The 15859-nt window shown below is 65.7% G+C and carries 17 protein-coding genes; 7 read left to right on the plus strand and 10 right to left on the minus strand.

What is annotated here, in order from left to right:
* Window positions 1-27 precede the first annotated feature (27 nt).
* From G7078_RS03095 to G7078_RS03110, 4 genes are all read left to right on the plus strand, one after another.
* Entirely contained in the window at window positions 28-1521 is a 1494-nt protein-coding gene (locus G7078_RS03095) for a L,D-transpeptidase family protein (RefSeq protein ID WP_246166446.1), read from the plus strand.
* Between the two features lie 98 nt (window positions 1522-1619).
* Window positions 1620-3449, plus strand: coding sequence for a DUF885 domain-containing protein (locus G7078_RS03100; RefSeq protein WP_166092889.1), 1830 nt, complete (start codon window positions 1620-1622; stop codon window positions 3447-3449).
* 104 nt (window positions 3450-3553) lie between these two features.
* Window positions 3554-4063, plus strand: a complete 510-nt coding sequence (locus G7078_RS03105) for a hypothetical protein (protein WP_166092891.1) — start codon at window positions 3554-3556, stop codon at window positions 4061-4063.
* A 45-nt stretch (window positions 4064-4108) separates the two neighbouring features.
* Entirely contained in the window at window positions 4109-4615 is a 507-nt protein-coding gene (locus tag G7078_RS03110) for a hypothetical protein (RefSeq protein WP_166092893.1), read from the plus strand.
* A 4-nt stretch (window positions 4616-4619) separates the two neighbouring features.
* Here G7078_RS03110 and G7078_RS03115 read toward each other — a convergent pair whose 3' ends face one another.
* Window positions 4620-6197 carry a lysine--tRNA ligase gene (locus G7078_RS03115; protein WP_166092895.1) on the minus strand — a complete coding sequence of 526 codons (1578 nt, stop codon included), beginning with the start codon at window positions 6195-6197 and terminating at the stop codon, window positions 4620-4622.
* 45 nt (window positions 6198-6242) lie between these two features.
* Between G7078_RS03115 and G7078_RS03120 the strand changes: the two genes are divergently transcribed.
* Together G7078_RS03120 and G7078_RS03125 are read left to right on the plus strand one after the other, a co-directional pair.
* Window positions 6243-6587: a GFA family protein gene (locus G7078_RS03120; RefSeq protein WP_166092897.1), complete on the plus strand. Its 345-nt coding sequence runs from the start codon at window positions 6243-6245 to the stop codon at window positions 6585-6587.
* Between the two features lie 37 nt (window positions 6588-6624).
* Complete coding sequence (locus G7078_RS03125; RefSeq protein WP_166096087.1) at window positions 6625-9372, plus strand: ATP-dependent DNA helicase; 2748 nt, start codon at window positions 6625-6627, stop codon at window positions 9370-9372.
* Here the strand turns inward: G7078_RS03125 and G7078_RS03130 are convergent.
* From G7078_RS03130 to G7078_RS03160, 7 genes are all read right to left on the minus strand, one after another.
* Complete coding sequence (locus tag G7078_RS03130; RefSeq protein WP_166092899.1) at window positions 9283-9651, minus strand: MerR family transcriptional regulator; 369 nt, start codon at window positions 9649-9651, stop codon at window positions 9283-9285. The two genes, G7078_RS03125 and G7078_RS03130, sit on opposite strands and share 90 nt — an antisense overlap.
* 5 nt (window positions 9652-9656) lie before the next feature.
* On the minus strand, window positions 9657-9986 hold the full coding sequence (locus G7078_RS03135; RefSeq protein ID WP_166092901.1) for an integration host factor subunit alpha: 330 nt from the start codon (window positions 9984-9986) through the stop codon (window positions 9657-9659).
* A gap of 105 nt (window positions 9987-10091) precedes the next feature.
* Window positions 10092-11051, minus strand: a complete 960-nt coding sequence (locus G7078_RS03140; protein ID WP_166092903.1) for a beta-ketoacyl-ACP synthase III — start codon at window positions 11049-11051, stop codon at window positions 10092-10094.
* On the minus strand, window positions 11052-12098 hold the full coding sequence (gene plsX / locus G7078_RS03145) for a phosphate acyltransferase PlsX (RefSeq protein WP_166092905.1): 1047 nt from the start codon (window positions 12096-12098) through the stop codon (window positions 11052-11054). It lies immediately after the preceding gene.
* Between the two features lie 31 nt (window positions 12099-12129).
* Window positions 12130-12309, minus strand: a complete 180-nt coding sequence (gene rpmF / locus G7078_RS03150) for a 50S ribosomal protein L32 (RefSeq protein ID WP_166092907.1) — start codon at window positions 12307-12309, stop codon at window positions 12130-12132.
* 138 nt (window positions 12310-12447) lie between these two features.
* The gene (locus tag G7078_RS03155) at window positions 12448-13107 is read right to left on the minus strand and encodes an MBL fold metallo-hydrolase (protein WP_166092908.1); all 660 of its coding nucleotides are present in this window, start codon (window positions 13105-13107) and stop codon (window positions 12448-12450) included.
* Window positions 13104-14360, minus strand: a complete 1257-nt coding sequence (locus G7078_RS03160; RefSeq protein ID WP_166092910.1) for a dipeptidase — start codon at window positions 14358-14360, stop codon at window positions 13104-13106. The genes G7078_RS03155 and G7078_RS03160 overlap by 4 nt, the downstream gene beginning before the upstream one ends.
* 81 nt (window positions 14361-14441) lie before the next feature.
* Between G7078_RS03160 and G7078_RS03165 the strand changes: the two genes are divergently transcribed.
* Window positions 14442-14690: an aminotransferase class IV gene (locus G7078_RS03165; RefSeq protein WP_166092911.1), complete on the plus strand. Its 249-nt coding sequence runs from the start codon at window positions 14442-14444 to the stop codon at window positions 14688-14690.
* Here G7078_RS03165 and pdeM read toward each other — a convergent pair.
* Window positions 14687-15349: a ligase-associated DNA damage response endonuclease PdeM gene (gene pdeM / locus G7078_RS03170; protein WP_166092913.1), complete on the minus strand. Its 663-nt coding sequence runs from the start codon at window positions 15347-15349 to the stop codon at window positions 14687-14689. The two genes, G7078_RS03165 and pdeM, sit on opposite strands and share 4 nt — an antisense overlap.
* 26 nt (window positions 15350-15375) lie before the next feature.
* Window positions 15376-15825 (minus strand): 3'-5' exoribonuclease, encoded by a 450-nt coding sequence (locus G7078_RS03175; RefSeq protein WP_166092915.1) that lies wholly within the window; start codon window positions 15823-15825, stop codon window positions 15376-15378.
* Window positions 15826-15859: the final 34 nt, after the last annotated feature.

Consider the following 15859-nt stretch of genomic DNA (forward strand, 5'->3'; position numbering starts at 1 on the left):
TCTTACGAAACCGCGAGGAGTGTAGCGTTGTTTCGTAAAGCCTTGATGATTTCCGCCGCCGTCCTGGCCCTGTCCGGATGCGACAACAGTCCAATCAAATTCAACGGCGGCGACCAGGGTGAGTCCGGCTCCCCCGGCGGCGAACGCGTCCAGCAGCAGCTTCGCGACGCACTGAAGTCCAGCATCCAGCACGGCCTGACCACCGACCTGTTTTTCAAGGGCGATCTCGGTTCCGCCAGCGAAAGCGACCTGCGCGATGCGGTGGTCAAGCTCGCTTCGGCCCTCGCGCAGGGCAAGGTCGATCCCAAGTCGACCGCGGAAGTCTATACCGTGGCACGGCCGAAGGTGGACGTGCAGGCCGGGTTCGACAAGGCGATGTCGGAAGGCAAGGTCGGCGAGTGGCTCGCCTCCCTGGCCCCGCAGACGCCCGAGTATCAAACGCTGTCCCGAGCGTTCGTCCACTATGCGGACCTCGCTTCGAAAACGCCCGATACCAACATCCAGCCAGGCGAGCCGCTGAAGCCAGGCGTCAAGGATCCGCGCGTGCCAGCAGTGGTCGCGGCCCTGAAGGCCGGCGGCTACCTCGAAGCCGAGCCGCAGACGCCGGAGGCGACAGGCGCCACGAACCGGCCCGCAGCTGCCCAAGGCGGGCAGGCGGCCGCAGCGCCGGATAGCTACACGCCGGCAGTGGCCGCAGCGGTGAAGCGGATGCAGCAGGATTTCGGCCTGAAGCCCGACGGCGTCATCGGCAACGACACGCTCAAGGCCGTCAACACCAGCGCCAAGGACCGCGCCCGCCAGCTTGCAGTCGCGCTCGAGCGGCTACGCTGGCTCGAGCGGACTCCGCCCGCGACCAGGATCGACGTCAATACGGCTGCGACGACCCTCGATTATTGGCGCGACGGGCAGCATGTGGACCAGCGCAAGGTGGTCGTCGGTGAGCCGGGCAAGGAAACCCCGCAGCTTGGCTCGCCCATGTTCCAGCTGGTCGCCAACCCGACTTGGACCGTCCCGGACTCGATCGCCGAAGAGGAATTGGCGGGCAAGAGCGACGCCTATTTCCGCAAGAACAACATGACCCGCAAAAACGGGCGCATCGTCCAAGAACCGGGGCCGAACAATTCGCTCGGCGAGGTCAAGTTCGACATGAAGAACGGAGAGGCGATCTATCTTCACGACACGCCCGCCAAGGCGCTGTTCGGCCAGAATGAGCGGCACCGGAGCCATGGCTGCGTGCGCGTCGAAAACGCGCTTGGGTTCGCGCGGATGCTGGCCGAGCAGAACGGCATCCTCGATCAATTCAACAAGGCGCTTGCTACCGGCGACGAAACCTTCGTGAAGCTCAAGTCGGAAATCCCGGTGCGGCTGCTCTACCATACGGCGTTCGTCGGCAGCGACGGCAAGGTGCGGTTCGTGGACGACGCCTATGGCTGGGACAACGATGTCGCGGCCGCGCTCGGCTATGAACGAAAGGCAGCCAAGCCGCGCGCGAAAGTCCCGGGCGCCGACGTCGGTCCGTAAACGACCTGCCGCCTTGGCGGGGGCAATGGTTTGGCGCATTGACGAAACCTCAACTTTGCGAGGTTCGATCTGCGATGCGCTACACCCCCCATACCCCCATGCTCTGCGTTTCCGCTGTCGCGTTGGGGGCATGTTCGACAAGCGCGCCCGTCGCAATCGTCCCGCCGGTGCCAGTTGCCTTGGTCGCACCCGCTCCGGCGGCCGATCCGCAGGCGGAACACGACCGCCTGTTTTCCCTGTTCAAGGCCAGCGACGAAGCGGCGCTTGAACGCAACCCGCTGACCGCAATTGGCAGGGGCGACCTGCGCAATGCCGCGCATTTCGGCGACTATATCACCGACGAATATAACGCACAGAGCCGGGCCGCCGCGGAGGCTGACCTGGCAGCGCTCCGGCAGATCGACCGCTCGGTGCTGAGCCAGACCGACCAGTTGGCCTACGATGTGTTCGAATATCAGCGAAAGGACGACCTGCGCGGGCTGCAGCCCGACCTGCTGGCGCTGACCGAGGTCCGCCCGCTCAACCACTTTTTCGGCTTCCACACCTTTTACCCGACGTTCGCGAGCGGGGAGGGAGCGGCGCCATTCAAGACGCTTGAAGATTATGAGAACAGCCTGAAGCGGAACACCGAGTTCGTGACCTACCTCGACCGGGCCATCGAGCGATTCCGGCAGGGGCAGCGCAGCGGCGTCGTCGATACCAAGATGACGGTCCGCAACATGATCGAGCAGATCGGAAACATCCTGGCCGAAAAGCCGGAAAACTCGCCTTTGTACCGACCGATCAGGAAGTTTCCGGACACGATCGGCGCTGCCGACCGGACCCGCCTTGCCGCGGCCTATGAGGCCTCGATCGCCAACGATCTCTACCCTGCCTATCGGCGCCTTCGCGACTATCTGAAGACCGAATATCTGCCCGCGGCCCGCGACGGATACGGCCTCATGTACATGAAGGGCGGCGACAAGCTGTATCGCTATCTCGTCGAATCGACGACCACTTTGCCGCTCACGCCGGAAGAGATTCACACCATCGGCCTCAACGAGGTGGCGCGAATCACCGGCGAGATGGAGAAGGCCAAGCAAGAGATCGGCTTCAAGGGCACGCTGCCGCAATTCTTCGACCACCTTCGTTCCGATCCGAAGCTGAAGATGAAGAGCCGGGAGGCCCTGACGGCGGGCTATTATGCGATCGCCAAGAAGGTCGATGCCCAAGTGCCGCGCCTCTTCTCGACCGTCCCGAGAAGCCGGCTGGAAATCCGCCCTTACGAGCCGTTCCGCGAGAAGTTCGAGGCCGGCGGCGCGTATAGCCGCGGAAGCCCCGACGGATCGCGCCCCGGCGTGTTCTACTTTAACGCTTACGACCTGCCGTCGCGCACGACGCCGGGGATGACGACGCTTTACCTTCACGAAGGCGCGCCCGGGCATCACTTCCAGCTCAGCCTAGCGCAGGAAAACGAGGCACTCCCCGCCTTTATGCGCTTCGGCTTCAATACCGCTTACGTCGAAGGTTGGGCGCTTTATGCCGAAACCCTGGGCTACGACATGGGCCTGTATGACGACCCCTATCAGCGGTTCGGTACGCTATCGGACGAGATGTTCCGGGCGATGCGGCTGGTGGTCGATACGGGCATTCACTCCAAGGGTTGGACCCGCCAGCAGGCGATCGACTACATGCTTGCCAATTCCGACCTCAGCAGGACGGAGGCGACGGCCGAGGTCGAGCGCTACATCGTCATTCCAAGCCAGGCGCTCGCCTACAAGATCGGTGCTCTCACCATCCAGCGGCTTCGCCGAAAAGCGGAAGCGGAGCTTGGCCCGAAGTTCGACATCCGCGACTTCCACGCCCAAGTGCTGATGACCGGCGCGTTGCCGATGACGATCCTGGAGCAGAAGATCGACCGCTGGATCGCTGCGCGCAAGGCGACATGAGCCGATCGCTGCGAAGCGCTGAGCCGTGTCCGCTAGCTCGGCAAAAAAGGCCGAGACTCTGCGGTTGAAGGTGGGCAAACTCGCCTGATTGAGGGGAGTCGCGCATGATCGATGTATTTGCAGCATTGGTGGTCTCGGTGGCTGGGCTTCAACAGGTTGCACCGGCGGCCCCAGTTCGAGTTCAGAGCATCGGGCCGAAACAGGACGATCCTCGCACGCAATGCGGGACGCCGGGCCGAACCATTATCGTTCAGGGCGGTTCGCCGGCCCGCGGCATTGTCGTGCAAGGCGGGCGCGAGGCGATCGGGCCCAAGCAGGACGACCCGCGCAAGCTGGCGATCGGGCCCAAGCAAGATGACCCGCTGACGCCTGGAACGCTGTCACGCCCGGGTGATGACAACGATCCGAAAGCATCCGGCGGATCCGGCCACAGCATCCGCGGCATCGTGGTGCAGGGCGGGCGTGAGGCAATCGGTCCCAAGCAGGACGATCCCCGGGCGCTGGCGATCGGCCCGAAGCAGGACGACCCGCTGACGCTTGGCACGCACGCTCGTCCGGGCGATGACAACGACCCGAAGGCGGCGGGTATCTGCGAAGCTCCCCATTCCCACTGACCTTGGCGGGATAACCGATCCTGGGTTTGATTAAGGAGTTCATCGATGCGGCAATTCGGGTCAGTCGGGCTTTTGATGCTGGCGGCAGCCTTGGCGGCGTGCGGCAAATCGGCCGATGCGCCACCGGCTGGTGACGCGGCGCCATCCCAGGCAGCCGCGGCCGGTTCCAAGGCCTGCGACGTCCTGACCGAGCAGGATGCGGAGCGCGCCTTCGGCCGCGATGCCGAAAAGCTTCCCGCCGATGGCGGCGCGGCCGGGCTCGATATCTGCCAATTCGGTTTTCAGGGCGAGCGGCTGATGGACACCGGCAATACCAGCGTCATCGTCAAGGATGTCGACTTTGCCAGCGCGAAGAAGGGCGTCGTCGACCAAGGCTCCAAGATCGAACCGATAGCCGGGATCGGCGACGAAGCCTTCTGGTCAGACGACTTTGGCCTGTACGTCGGCAAAGGCGGCCGCACGGCGATCTACCTGTTCGCGGTCGGCGGCCAGGACGCGACCAACAAGGCCAAGACCATCGAACTGGCCAAGGCGACCGTCCAGCGCCTTTAACGGCTCAGGCGGTGGCGAGCGCTTCGGCGATAAGCTTGCGGCTATTCTCGATCCCGTAAAGCGCGATGAAGCTGCCCATCCGCGGCCCTTGGCTGGAACCAAGCAGTGTTTCGTAAAGCGCCTGGAACCAGCCGCGAAGCTGCTCCTTGCCGAAATGCTGCTTGCCGACCTCGAAGACGATGTTCTGGATGGGGTCGGCCTCCGTGGCATCGGTCGCCGCCAGCTGGCTATCGAGATCGCGCAGCGCCGCCGCTTCCTCGGCAGTCGGCGCGCGGCGCTTCAGGTTCGGCGCGACGAAGTCCCGCGCATAATTGACGGCAAGCCCGATGAGCTCGTCCAGCTCCGGACTGTTTTCCGGCGATGTGCCTGGCGCATAGCGCTGCACGAATTTCCAGGCGGTTGCCTTGTCGCCAACTCCGGGCAGGCTGACGAGGTTGAGCAACAGCCCGTAGGTCAGCGGGAGGGCGGCTGACGGCACCTTGCCGCCATGAATGTGATGGACCGGGTTGCCGAGCTTCTGCTCAATCGGTTGCGCTGCGTAATTGCCGCGAAACTGCAGATAATCGTCCACCGCGCGCGGGATCACCCCGATGTGCAGGCTCTTCGCCTTCTTCGGCTCGCGGTAGATGTAGAAGGCCATGCTTTCCTGCGTGCCGTAGGTCAGCCATTCCTCGAGGCTGAGGCCGTTGCCCTTCGACTTCGAAATCTTCTCGCCCTTTTCGTCGAGGAACATTTCATAGTTGAAGCCTTCCGGCGGACGGCCGCCGAGCGCGCGGGCGATCTTGCTCGACTGCACGACGCTGTCGATCAAGTCCTTGCCGGCCATTTCATAGTCGATGCCGAGCGCCACCCAGCGCGCCGCCCAGTCCACTTTCCACTGCAGCTTGGCGCGTCCGCCGAGCGCAGACTGCTCGACACGCTGGCCGCCGTCTTCGAACGCGATGATTCCGGCATCGGCATCGACGACTTCGACCGGGACCTGAAGGACGACTCCGCTGGTCGGCGAGATCGGAAGCACCGGCGAATAGGTCTTGCGGCGCTCTTCGCGCAGGGTCGGCAGCATCACCGCCATCACGGCGTCCCACTGGCGCAGCACCTTGCGCAGCACCTCGTCGAACCGGCCCGATGCATAGCAATCGGTTGCCGACATGAATTCATAGTCGAAGCCGAACCGATCGAGGAAGCGGCGGAGCATCGCATTATTGTGGTGCGCGAAGCTTTCGTGCTCGCCGAACGGGTCGGGGATACGAGTCAGCGGCTTGCCCAGGTACTCCGTCAGCATCGCATGGTTCGGGACGTTGTCGGGAACCTTGCGCAGGCCGTCCATGTCGTCGCTGAACGCGATCAGCCGGGTCGGCGCCCCCCCGGTCAGCTCGGCATAGGCCTGGCGGACGAAGGTCGTGCGCGCGACTTCGTTGAAAGTGCCGATGTGCGGCAGTCCGGAGGGCCCGTAGCCGGTCTCGAAGATGACCGCTTCGCCGCCCGGCTTCCCGTCCGGCCAGCGCTTCAGCAGCTTGCGCGCCTCCTCGTAAGGCCAGGCCTTGGATTGCATCGCGGCGGTGGGGAGATCAAAGTCGGACATGTGACGGCGCGTTAGCGCGGGAAGGTTTGAGGGGAAAGGACGGCGATGAGCTACCAGGCTTCGTGCCACTGCGGCGCGGTTACCGTTGACGTCGATGGCGACCTGCCGGGCGAAGCGATCTCCTGCAATTGCTCGCACTGCCGCCGCAAGGGGATGCTGCTGACCTTCGTCGCGCGGGACAAGGTTGTGGTCGGCGGCGAGGAGGCGCTTGGCGAATACCGCTTCAACAAGCGCGTCATCGCGCACCGCTTCTGCCGGACCTGCGGCGTGCAGCCGTTCGCGGAAGGGCCGGGCCCCAACGGTCCGGGGGCGATGATCAACCTGCGCTGTGTCCCGAACCTGGATCTGGACAGCCTGAAAATCACCCCATTCGACGGGGCCAGCCGCTAAGCTTCGTTGCTATTTTGTTCGCCTGCTTTCAAATGAGCTGGTGAGCCGGCTTCCACTTCCCGCACTGCACGCCACCCATGCCGGCATCTGGATCGCCGATCGCGGCGGCGACGTGCGCGAGGCGGAGCGGGGCGAGGCGATCGCGCGCGCTGCCGAAACGCCGCATATCGTGCTCAACGCGCCGCTGGTCGGTCAGCGGCTCGGCTATGGCGAGCTGTCGGGCCTCGACCTTTTGGAGCTGTTCGCCTTCATCCATCCGGCGCGGTTCGCGGTGCCGACCCCAGCGGGCCTGAGCCGCGCCGTCGGACTCGACCCGCCGGGCAGCGAAACCGAGGCCGCGGCAGCGCTGCAGTCGATCGCCGCCCAGTTGCTCGACAGTCTCGACGATCCCGATTGGCGCGAACGCGAAGGCGCGTGGACCGTCAACGCCAGCCTGGCGCGGATGGGTTGGCCGTGGGCGCCTCTGGTGTCGGAACGGCTGGCCCGGCCGGAGCGCGGCGAGCGGATGCTGTTTTCCCGGCTGAAGGTTTGGGAAGAGGGTGCGGAACGGCCACCCGCGCGGGCCGTCAGCGTCGGCCGCGAAGCCGCCGAGTCCAAGCTCAAGGGTCTTGTCGGCACCACCTCCGAAACGCGCGATGGCCAGCGGGCGATGACTGCCGCGGCAAGCAAGGTGTTTGCGCCGCGCCGGTCGCAGGACTCGCCCAACATGCTGCTGGCGGAGGCCGGGACTGGCATCGGCAAGACGCTCGCTTACCTCGCGCCCGCCTCGCTGTGGGCTGAGCAGGCGGGCGGCACCGTTTGGGTATCGACCTTCACCAAGGCGCTCCAGCGGCAGCTCGATGCCGAGGGCGCGCGGCTGTTCGGCGATGCCGACGAGCGGGCGCGGCGCATCGTCGTCCGCAAGGGCCGCGAAAACTACCTGTGCCTGCTCAATCTTGAGGACGCATTGCAGGGCGGCTTCGCGGGCCGCGCCGCGATCCTCGCCCAGCTGGTCGGCCGTTGGGCCGCTTATTCAAAGGACGGCGACATGGTCGGCGGCGACTTGCCTGGCTGGCTGCCGAGCCTGTTCCGCCGTGCCGGCGCGACGGCGCTCACCGACCGGCGCGGTGAATGCGTGTTCGCCGGCTGCCCGCACTACCGCCGCTGTTTCATCGAACGCGCCGAACGCGCGGGGCGCGAGGCGGATCTGGTGATCGCCAACCATGCCCTGGTGATGATCAACGCCGCCCGCGCTCGCGAAGCTTCGCCGCAACGAATCGTGTTCGACGAAGGCCATCACCTGTTCGACGCCGCCGATTCGACGTTCGCCACCTGTTTCGGCGGGCAGGAAGCGATCGAGATGCGCCGCTGGATCGTCGGCCCGGAAGGCAAGTCGCGCGGGCGTCGGCGCGGTTTGGCCGCGCGGCTGATGGACGTCGCTTCTTATGACGAGGAAGGGGCGGCGGCGCTCGAAGCGGCGCTCGATGCCGCGCGCTTCATGCCGTCCGACGGCTGGCTTGGGCGGATTGCCGAAGGCGCGCCATTTGGGCCGATCGAGGCGCTTCTGGGTGAGGTGCGCGGCACCGTTTACGCGCGGGCGAAGGCGCAGGACGCGGGCTATGGGCTCGAAACCGAACTGGCCGAAGCCGATGGCGCCTTGGTGGCAAGCGCGGCCGCGGCGATGGAGGCGCTGGAAGCGCTGCAAAAGCCGCTCGCCGCACTGTCGCGCCGCCTTGAAGCGGTGCTCGAGGACGCACCCGACTGGCTGGACAGCCAGGCGCGGGCGCGGGTCGACGGGGCAATCAACGGCCTTACCTGGCGCCGCGAAATTCTGCTGGCGTGGATCGGCCTGCTGGCGCGCATCGGCGGCCCTGCCGACCCCGACTTCGTCGACTGGCTGGCGGTCGACCGGGTCGATGGTCGGGAATTCGATATCGCCATCAACCGCCGATGGCTCGACCCGACCCGGCCGCTGGCGCAGGCGGTGCTGAAACCGGCGCAAGGCGTATTGGTGACTTCAGCGACCCTGCGCGGCGGCGACGGCTGGGATTCGGCGGAGGCGCGCACCGGCGCCGCCCACCTCGATGCTCCGGTCGAGCGGTTCGAGGCGGAAAGCCCGTTTGACTATGCGGCGGCTTCGGAAGTCCTCATCGTCACCGACGTCAGGCAGGGCGACATTCCGGCATTGTCGGGCGCCTACGCGCGGCTGATCGAGGCGGCGGGGGGCGGAACGCTGGGCCTGTTCACCGCCATCCAGCGGCTCAAGTCGGTCCATGCGCGGATCGCCGACCGGCTCGCGCGCGCCGGGCTCCCGCTGCTTGCCCAGCATGTCGATCCGATCGACGCGGGCACATTGGTCGACATTTTCCGCGACGATCCGCGCGCTTCATTGCTCGGGACCGATGCGTTTCGGGACGGGGTCGACGTGCCGGGCGAATCGCTGCGGCTGGTAGTGATGGAACGCGTGCCTTGGCCGCGGCCGACGGTTCTGCACGCGGCGCGGCGCATGGCGGGCGGCGGCGCGGCCTACGACGACCGCGTCGTCCGGGCCCGGCTCGCGCAGGCCTTCGGGCGGCTGATCCGGCGTGATGGAGACCGGGGCGTTTTCGTCATCCTGTCGGCGGCGATGCCCTCGCGGCTGCTGCGCGCTTTCCCGCCGGGCGTCGAAGTCAGGCGCGTTCCGCTGGAGGAAGCGGTCGCTCGGGTTCGCGGGCGCCTATTCGCCCAGCGCGGCGGCGAGCCGATCGCGGATGGCGATGAGCCTGGCAATGTCGACCTGGCCGCCGTTGTGGGCAGGGACGGGTGAAGGCTGCTCCGCCGGGGCGGCCCGTGCTGGACCGTCTTTCGCGTCCAGCACCTTTTGGACACCGCGGACGGTATAGCCTTCCTGGTTGAGCAGGCGATGGATGCGGCGCGCAAGCGCGACGTCTTCGGGCCGGTAATAGCGGCGGTTGCCGGCCCGCTGCAGCGGCCGAAGCTGGGGAAACTTGCTCTCCCAATAGCGCAGGATGTGCTGGGCCACGCCCAGATCGGCGGAAAGTTCGCCGATCGTCTTGAAAGCGCCCGGGTCTTTTTCGACGCCCACGCTGGCTATTTGGCGATCCGTTCGCGCAGGATCTGGCTGGCGCGGAACGTCATCACGCGGCGCGGCGCGATCGGGACTTCGATCCCGGTCTTCGGGTTGCGCCCAACGCGCTCGCCCTTGTCGCGCAGGATGAACGTGCCGAAACCTGAAATCTTCACGTTTTGGCCGTCCGACAGGGAATGGCACATGTGATGGAGCACGCGCTCGACCACGTTGGCCGACTCGGCCCGCGACAGGCCGAGCTTGCGGTGCACGACATCGGAAAGGTCGGCGCGCGTCAGCGTACCGGAAAGTGCAGCTTCACTGCTGACCCGAGGGATTCCCAAGTCGGCCATTGTTTTCTCCCGCCCTCCGTTCGGCCCCCTAAGCCGATACATGACCGTAACGGAGTCCGGTCACTTCGGCAATTCAGTCGTAATGCCCAGAAATACTGATATTTATCAATACCTGAGCGCGGCAGCGCCCCATGTAAAGCCACCGCCCATCGCTTCCAGTACCAGCAGGTCGCCGCGCTTGATCCGTCCGTCCTTCACCGCCGTGTCCAAGGCGAGCGGGACCGACGCGGCGGATGTGTTGGCGTGCTGGTCGACAGTCACCACCACCTTGTCCGGCGACAGCCCAAGCTTTTTTGCAGTTGCATCGAGAATGCGCGCATTTGCCTGGTGCGGCACTACCCAGTCGACATCGGCTGAGTTCAGCCCGGCCTCGGCCAGCACTTCGTTCAACACGTCTGCCAGGTTGACGACCGCGTGGCGGAACACCTCGCGGCCTTTCATCCGAAGCTTGCCGACGGTGCCGGTGCTAGATGGCCCGCCATCGACGAACAACAGGTCGTTGTGGCGCCCGTCCGCGTGCAGCTTGGTGGCCAGGATACCGCGCTCGCCGTTTTCCGCGCGAAGCACCAGTGCGCCGGCGCCGTCGCCGAACAGGACGCAAGTGGCGCGGTCTTCCCAGTCGAGGATTCGGCTGAAGGTCTCGGCCCCGATGACCAGCGCGGTCGTCGCAGTGCCGGATCGGATCATCGAGTCGGCGACGGTCAGCGCATATAGAAAGCCGGTGCACACCGCGTGGACGTCGAACGCCACGCAGTCGTTGATGCCGAGCGCCGCCTGGACCTTGGTTGCGGACGAGGGGAACGTCTGGTCGGGGGTCGCGGTCGCAAGGACGATCAGCCCCACTTCCGACGCGTCGATGCCCGCATGCTCCAGCGCCTTGCGCGCCGCATCCGTGGCCAGGCTGGCGGTGGTTTCGCCTTCGCCAGCGATATAGCGGCTGCGGATTCCGGTGCGCTCGACGATCCACTGATCGGAAGTGTCGACGGTCTCGGCCAGTTCGGCGTTCGAGACCCGCCGCTTCGGCAGTGCCGAGCCGACGCCGGCAACGATTGAACGCAGGGCCATTTATGCCCCCTCGTGATTGAAGGCGTGGGCGCGGAATTCGTCGAGATCCTCGCCGATCTTTCGCGTGATATCGTTGCGAACCATGCTCGCGGCGACCTTGACCGCGTTGGCGACCCCCTTGGGATTGGCGCCGCCGTGACTCTTCACCACCAGGCCGTTGAGGCCTAGGAAGACCGCGCCGTTGTGGTTGTTAGGGTCAAGGTGGACCTTGAGCAGGTTCAGCGCCGGCTTCGACAAGGCAAAGCCCGCTTTCGACCGGAGCGAGCTTTTGAAGGCACGGCGCAAGAGGTCGGTGACGAACCGCGCGGTGCCCTCGGCCGTCTTCAAGGCGATGTTTCCGGAAAAGCCGTCGGTCACCACGACGTCGACGTTGCCTCGAGACAGCTGGTCGCCCTCGGTAAACCCGTCGAACCGCAACGGCAGATAATCGGCTTCGCGGAGCAGGGCCGCGGCTTCCTTCAGCTCGTCAGTGCCCTTGAGCTCCTCGGTGCCGATGTTGAGCAGCTTCACCCGCGGCTTCTGCACTTGCAGCACCGTTCGGGCGTAGGCGGATCCCATGACCGCGAACTGGACCAGATTCTGCGCATCGCACTCGGTATTGGCGCCCAGGTCCAGCATCACCAGGTCGGTGTCGGTCAGGGTCGGCAGCAATGCGGCAAGCGCGGGCCGGTCGATCCCCGGCATGGTGCGCAGCGCCAGCTTGGCCATCGCCATCAGCGCGCCGGTGTTCCCGCCCGACAATGCCGCATCGGCCTCGCCATCCTTTACCGCATTGATCGCCATGCCCATCGAGGTGACGCGCGCCCGGCGGATCGCCTGGCTCGGCTTTTCGGAGGCGGCGATCGATTCCGCGGTGTGGACAATCTCGGAGGCCGCGCGCATGGCCGGAAGGCGCTCGAGCTCGGCGCCGATCAGCTTCTCGTCGCCGTAAATCAGGAAGCGAAGCTTGGGGTCTTTGCGCAACGCGCGGGCGGCCCCGGCGACCATCGCCACCGGGCCGGTGTCTCCACCCATTGCGTCAATCGCGATCCGCGGGGCTGCGTCCATCGCTGATTAGCCCCTTACTCGCTGGAGAAGCTTAGGCGTCGTCCGAGACGATCTCACGGCCGTTGTAGTGGCCGCAAGAGTTGCACAAATTGTGCGGCAGCTTGAGCTCCCCGCAATTCGGGCATTCCTGAAAGGCCGTAGCCTTCAACGCATGATGGCTGCGGCGCATGTTGCGCTTCGACGGCGAGGTTTTTCTCTTAGGGACAGCCATTGCGGCACCTTTGAATATTCAAAAAAATTAGCGACGATCTCGCGCCTTTCTCAACGGGCTAGCCCGAAGGTGGCGGCCGGATCGTCGCGAACCGCGGCTCCTATAGCGGAACGGAGCGTCAGCGCAACCCGTCGAAGCCTATGCGGCAAGCGCCGAGTCGCCGACGTAAGGGTTGGTCCTGCGCTCGTGCCCGAAGGTCGACATCGGCCCGTGGCCGGGGATGAACGCGGTGTCCTCGCCCATCGGCCACAGCCGCTGGGTAATCGAATCGAGCAGGGCCTGATGATTTCCGCGGGGAAAGTCGGTGCGGCCGATCGATCCGCGGAACAGAACGTCGCCGACCAGCGCAAGCTTCGATTCGGGATGGTGAAAGACGACGTGGCCCGGGGTGTGCCCGGGGCAATGGCGGACGTCGAGCGTCAGTTCGCCGACCGTTACGCGATCGCCGTCGGCAAGCCAGCGGTCCGGCTCGAAGGGGTCGCCGGGAACGCCATATTTCGCCCCATCTTCGGGAAGCCGGTCGATCCAGAACCGATCGTCCTCGTGCGGGCCTTCGATCGGCACGCCCAGTTCGGCAGCGAGCACCCCGGCTTGTCCGGCATGGTCGATATGGCCGTGGGTCAGCAGGATTTTCTCGACCGTGACCCCGGCCTGCTGCGCGACGGCCTTCAGGCGGGCGAGGTCGCCGCCCGGATCGACGAACGCGCCTAGCATCGTCTGCGTGCACCACAGCAACGTGCAATTCTGCTGCAGCGGGGTGACTGGCGTGATCGCGGCGCGGAGCGGGGGATTGGTCACTTCACCGTCTCCATGGTCGCCATCGACGCCGGTTCGTCTTCCATCGACGCCGCCACCGCCTCGGCCCCGCGAAGCGCGCGCAGGACGTTGCCGCCGGCAAGCTTGGCAAGATTGCGATCGCTCCAGCCGCGCCGGATCAATTCGGCGAACAGCGCCGGATAGCCGTCGACAGCTTCCAGGCCGTCGACCGTGAACGGCACCCCATCCAGGTCGCCGCCGATCCCGACATGATCGAACCCTGCGATCCGGACGATATGTTCAATGTGATCGGCAACGAGGCTTACCGGAACGCGCGGTCGCGGATGTTGGACTTCCCAGGCGGCAAGGTTCGCTTCGACCTCTTTGGAGCTGAACGGATAGAGCGCCTTCAGGCGGGTTTCCTCCATCGACCGGGCGATCGACCAGTCCCGCACCTGCCGGGACAGGAACACCGGGAAGAAATTCACCATGACGACGCCGCCATTGGCCGGCAGCAGGGCGAGCACGTCATTGGGGACATTGCGTGGGTGCGGGTTGAGCGCGAACGCGTCGGAGTGGGAGAAAATCACCGGCGCTCTGCTGGCGGCGATCGCGCGCTTCATCGTCAAGGGCGCAACATGGCTGAGGTCGACCAGCATCCCGAGGCGATTCATCTCTCGAACCACCGCGACCCCGAACGGACTGAGCCCATCGTGCTTGTAATCGTCGGTCGCCGAGTCCGCCCACTCAGTCGTCTGATTGTGCGTCAGGGTCATGTAGCGGACGCCCAGGTTGTAGAACTGGCGCAGCGCGGCGAGCGAACCTCCGATCTGCCGACCGCCTTCAATCCCGAGCAATGAGCTGATGCGCCCTTGCCGATGGATTCGAACCATATCGTCGGCGGTGCGCGCCAGCCGCAAGTGCTGCGGGTAAGCGTCGATGATGCGCCGGGCGGTGTCGATCTGCTCGATGGTCGTGCGGATCGCCTCGTCGCCGACCAGCGTGCCGGTGATGTACACCGACCAGAATTGCCCGCCGACCCGGCCCGCGCGAAGCCGCGCCATGTCCGTCATCAGCGGGGGCGTCCGCCCCGCGCTGCCGGCTTCCAGCCCCTCGACCCGGCTCTTGAAGCCCTCGCGTAATGCCCATGGCAGGTCGTTGTGTCCGTCGATCAGCGGGGTACGCTTCAGGATCCGGTCGATCCGCGCTTGCGTTCGCGGGTCGATCGGTTGCGCGTTCGCGGCGGACGACAGCAGCAAGAGCGCGCAAAGCGAGAGTGGGAGGCTGGCCTTCATTGCTCAAAGTCTTATGCGGCGGGCCCGTGACAGGCAATCGCGGGGCTTGCGCCAGCCGCCGCCGCCCGCGAAACACGCACGATGAGCGAAACCAACCGGCAGGCCGACCTGGAAGAGAAAATGCGCTTCGACCCCGAAGACGGGATTCTCGATCTCGACCGGCATCTCGACAGCCTCAAGGAAGGCGCGGAAGCGCAAGGCTGTAGCTTTGATCGCCACGCCGCCCGCAACGAACTTCAGGCCGCAACTTTCGGCAAGCGCAAGCCGGCGACCGCGCGGCTGCTGCTCAGCCCAAGCGGCGCGATGGCGATCGAACTGAAGCTCGACTAGGCCGCGATCGGGAAGCGCAGCAGTCGGTCGGCGACCGGCACCAGCGCCTGCGCCCCGCCATCCAGCTGCTTGACGATTTCGGGGTGACGGACATCGAGCCCGCCGGTCAGCGAGCCGAAGGCCGGCATGATGATCTTCGAGGACGACATGACGAAGCAGCGGCGCGACACGTTCTTGCCGCGAACGCTAAGCCGCATCTTCGGGTGATAGTGGCCGGAAATTTCGCCGCGCGGCTCTTTGCGCACGGCTTCGTGGCGAAGCACGATCGGGCCGGCCTCAACCTCTTCGACGATTCGGCCGCCGCAATGGTCCGCGAAGCCGGGATCGTGATTGCCGATGATCCACACCCAGTCGACCTGCGCCGTCATCCGAACCAGCAACTCGCGCGACTGGTCGGGCAGGCGGTCGCAGCCGAAGCGATCGTGGAAGCTGTCGCCCAGGCAATAGACCCGGCTCGCCCCGGTCCGCTCCAGCTCCGCCGCAACGGCCGTCAGCGTCGCGTGCGAATCGTAAGGCGGCAGCAACTGCCCTAACCGGGCGTACCAGCTCGCCTTTTCCAGATGCAGGTCGGCCACCAGCAGCGCCTGCTGGGCGGGCCAGTAAAGCGCACCTTCGGCCGACGGCACGAATGTTTCGCCTGCGAACGAAAAGGGAACCATGGACCCGCTTTGCTTGAAAAGCGGCGCTATTCCAAGCTCAAGATGTGATCCCTGAGCGCCCGCGCGTCGTGCAGCGCATTGTGCGGCACCTTGCTGTTGGCCGCGGTACTGAAGCCGCTGAGCGGGAGGAGCTGGAACAGCACGTGGCGGACGTCGATCATGTCGCCCTCCGCGATGACCATGAGACCGCAGAACAGCGCGATGTCCTCGGGCCAGTCGGCGAAGATCAGCGGTTGCTCGTCGTGGCGAAGGTAATTCTCCAGCGCGTGGGCGGCATCACTGCGGGAAAGCCTCGGGCACGACAGCTGGTCGGGCACGTGATCCATATAAGGGACTACGTTGCGCTCCACCCATTCGACCGGCTGCTGCTCCGGCTTCAGGGTCAGGTACAGGTCGTCGCCATCGTCCGGGACCAGGGCCAGGCTCAGCAACTCGCCGCCGCGTCCATTATATTCGGTGTCGAGGAAATAGCGCATTGGCAGGGCGTGTAGGCGCGCGGCCACGGCCCGT

The sequence above is a fragment of the Sphingomonas sinipercae genome, assembly GCF_011302055.1.
In the GTDB taxonomy this organism is placed as follows: Bacteria; Pseudomonadota; Alphaproteobacteria; order Sphingomonadales; family Sphingomonadaceae; genus Sphingomicrobium; species Sphingomicrobium sinipercae.

What these genes read in the sequence shown, in the direction of transcription:
- G7078_RS03100 (WP_166092889.1), top strand. Translation starts at nt 1,620, where the DNA reads ATGCTCTGCGTTTCCGCTGTCGCGTTGGGGGCATGTTCGACAAGCGCG.
- G7078_RS03105 (WP_166092891.1), top strand. Translation starts at nt 3,554, where the DNA reads ATGATCGATGTATTTGCAGCATTGGTGGTCTCGGTGGCTGGGCTTCAA.
- G7078_RS03110 (WP_166092893.1), top strand. Translation starts at nt 4,109, where the DNA reads ATGCGGCAATTCGGGTCAGTCGGGCTTTTGATGCTGGCGGCAGCCTTG.
- G7078_RS03115 (WP_166092895.1), bottom strand. Translation starts at nt 6,197, where the DNA reads ATGTCCGACTTTGATCTCCCCACCGCCGCGATGCAATCCAAGGCCTGG.
- G7078_RS03120 (WP_166092897.1), top strand. Translation starts at nt 6,243, where the DNA reads ATGAGCTACCAGGCTTCGTGCCACTGCGGCGCGGTTACCGTTGACGTC.
- G7078_RS03135 (WP_166092901.1), bottom strand. Translation starts at nt 9,986, where the DNA reads ATGGCCGACTTGGGAATCCCTCGGGTCAGCAGTGAAGCTGCACTTTCC.
- G7078_RS03140 (WP_166092903.1), bottom strand. Translation starts at nt 11,051, where the DNA reads ATGGCCCTGCGTTCAATCGTTGCCGGCGTCGGCTCGGCACTGCCGAAG.
- plsX (WP_166092905.1), bottom strand. Translation starts at nt 12,098, where the DNA reads ATGGACGCAGCCCCGCGGATCGCGATTGACGCAATGGGTGGAGACACC.
- rpmF (WP_166092907.1), bottom strand. Translation starts at nt 12,309, where the DNA reads ATGGCTGTCCCTAAGAGAAAAACCTCGCCGTCGAAGCGCAACATGCGC.
- G7078_RS03160 (WP_166092910.1), bottom strand. Translation starts at nt 14,360, where the DNA reads ATGAAGGCCAGCCTCCCACTCTCGCTTTGCGCGCTCTTGCTGCTGTCG.
- G7078_RS03165 (WP_166092911.1), top strand. Translation starts at nt 14,442, where the DNA reads ATGAGCGAAACCAACCGGCAGGCCGACCTGGAAGAGAAAATGCGCTTC.
- pdeM (WP_166092913.1), bottom strand. Translation starts at nt 15,349, where the DNA reads ATGGTTCCCTTTTCGTTCGCAGGCGAAACATTCGTGCCGTCGGCCGAA.
- G7078_RS03175 (WP_166092915.1), bottom strand. Translation starts at nt 15,825, where the DNA reads ATGCGCTATTTCCTCGACACCGAATATAATGGACGCGGCGGCGAGTTG.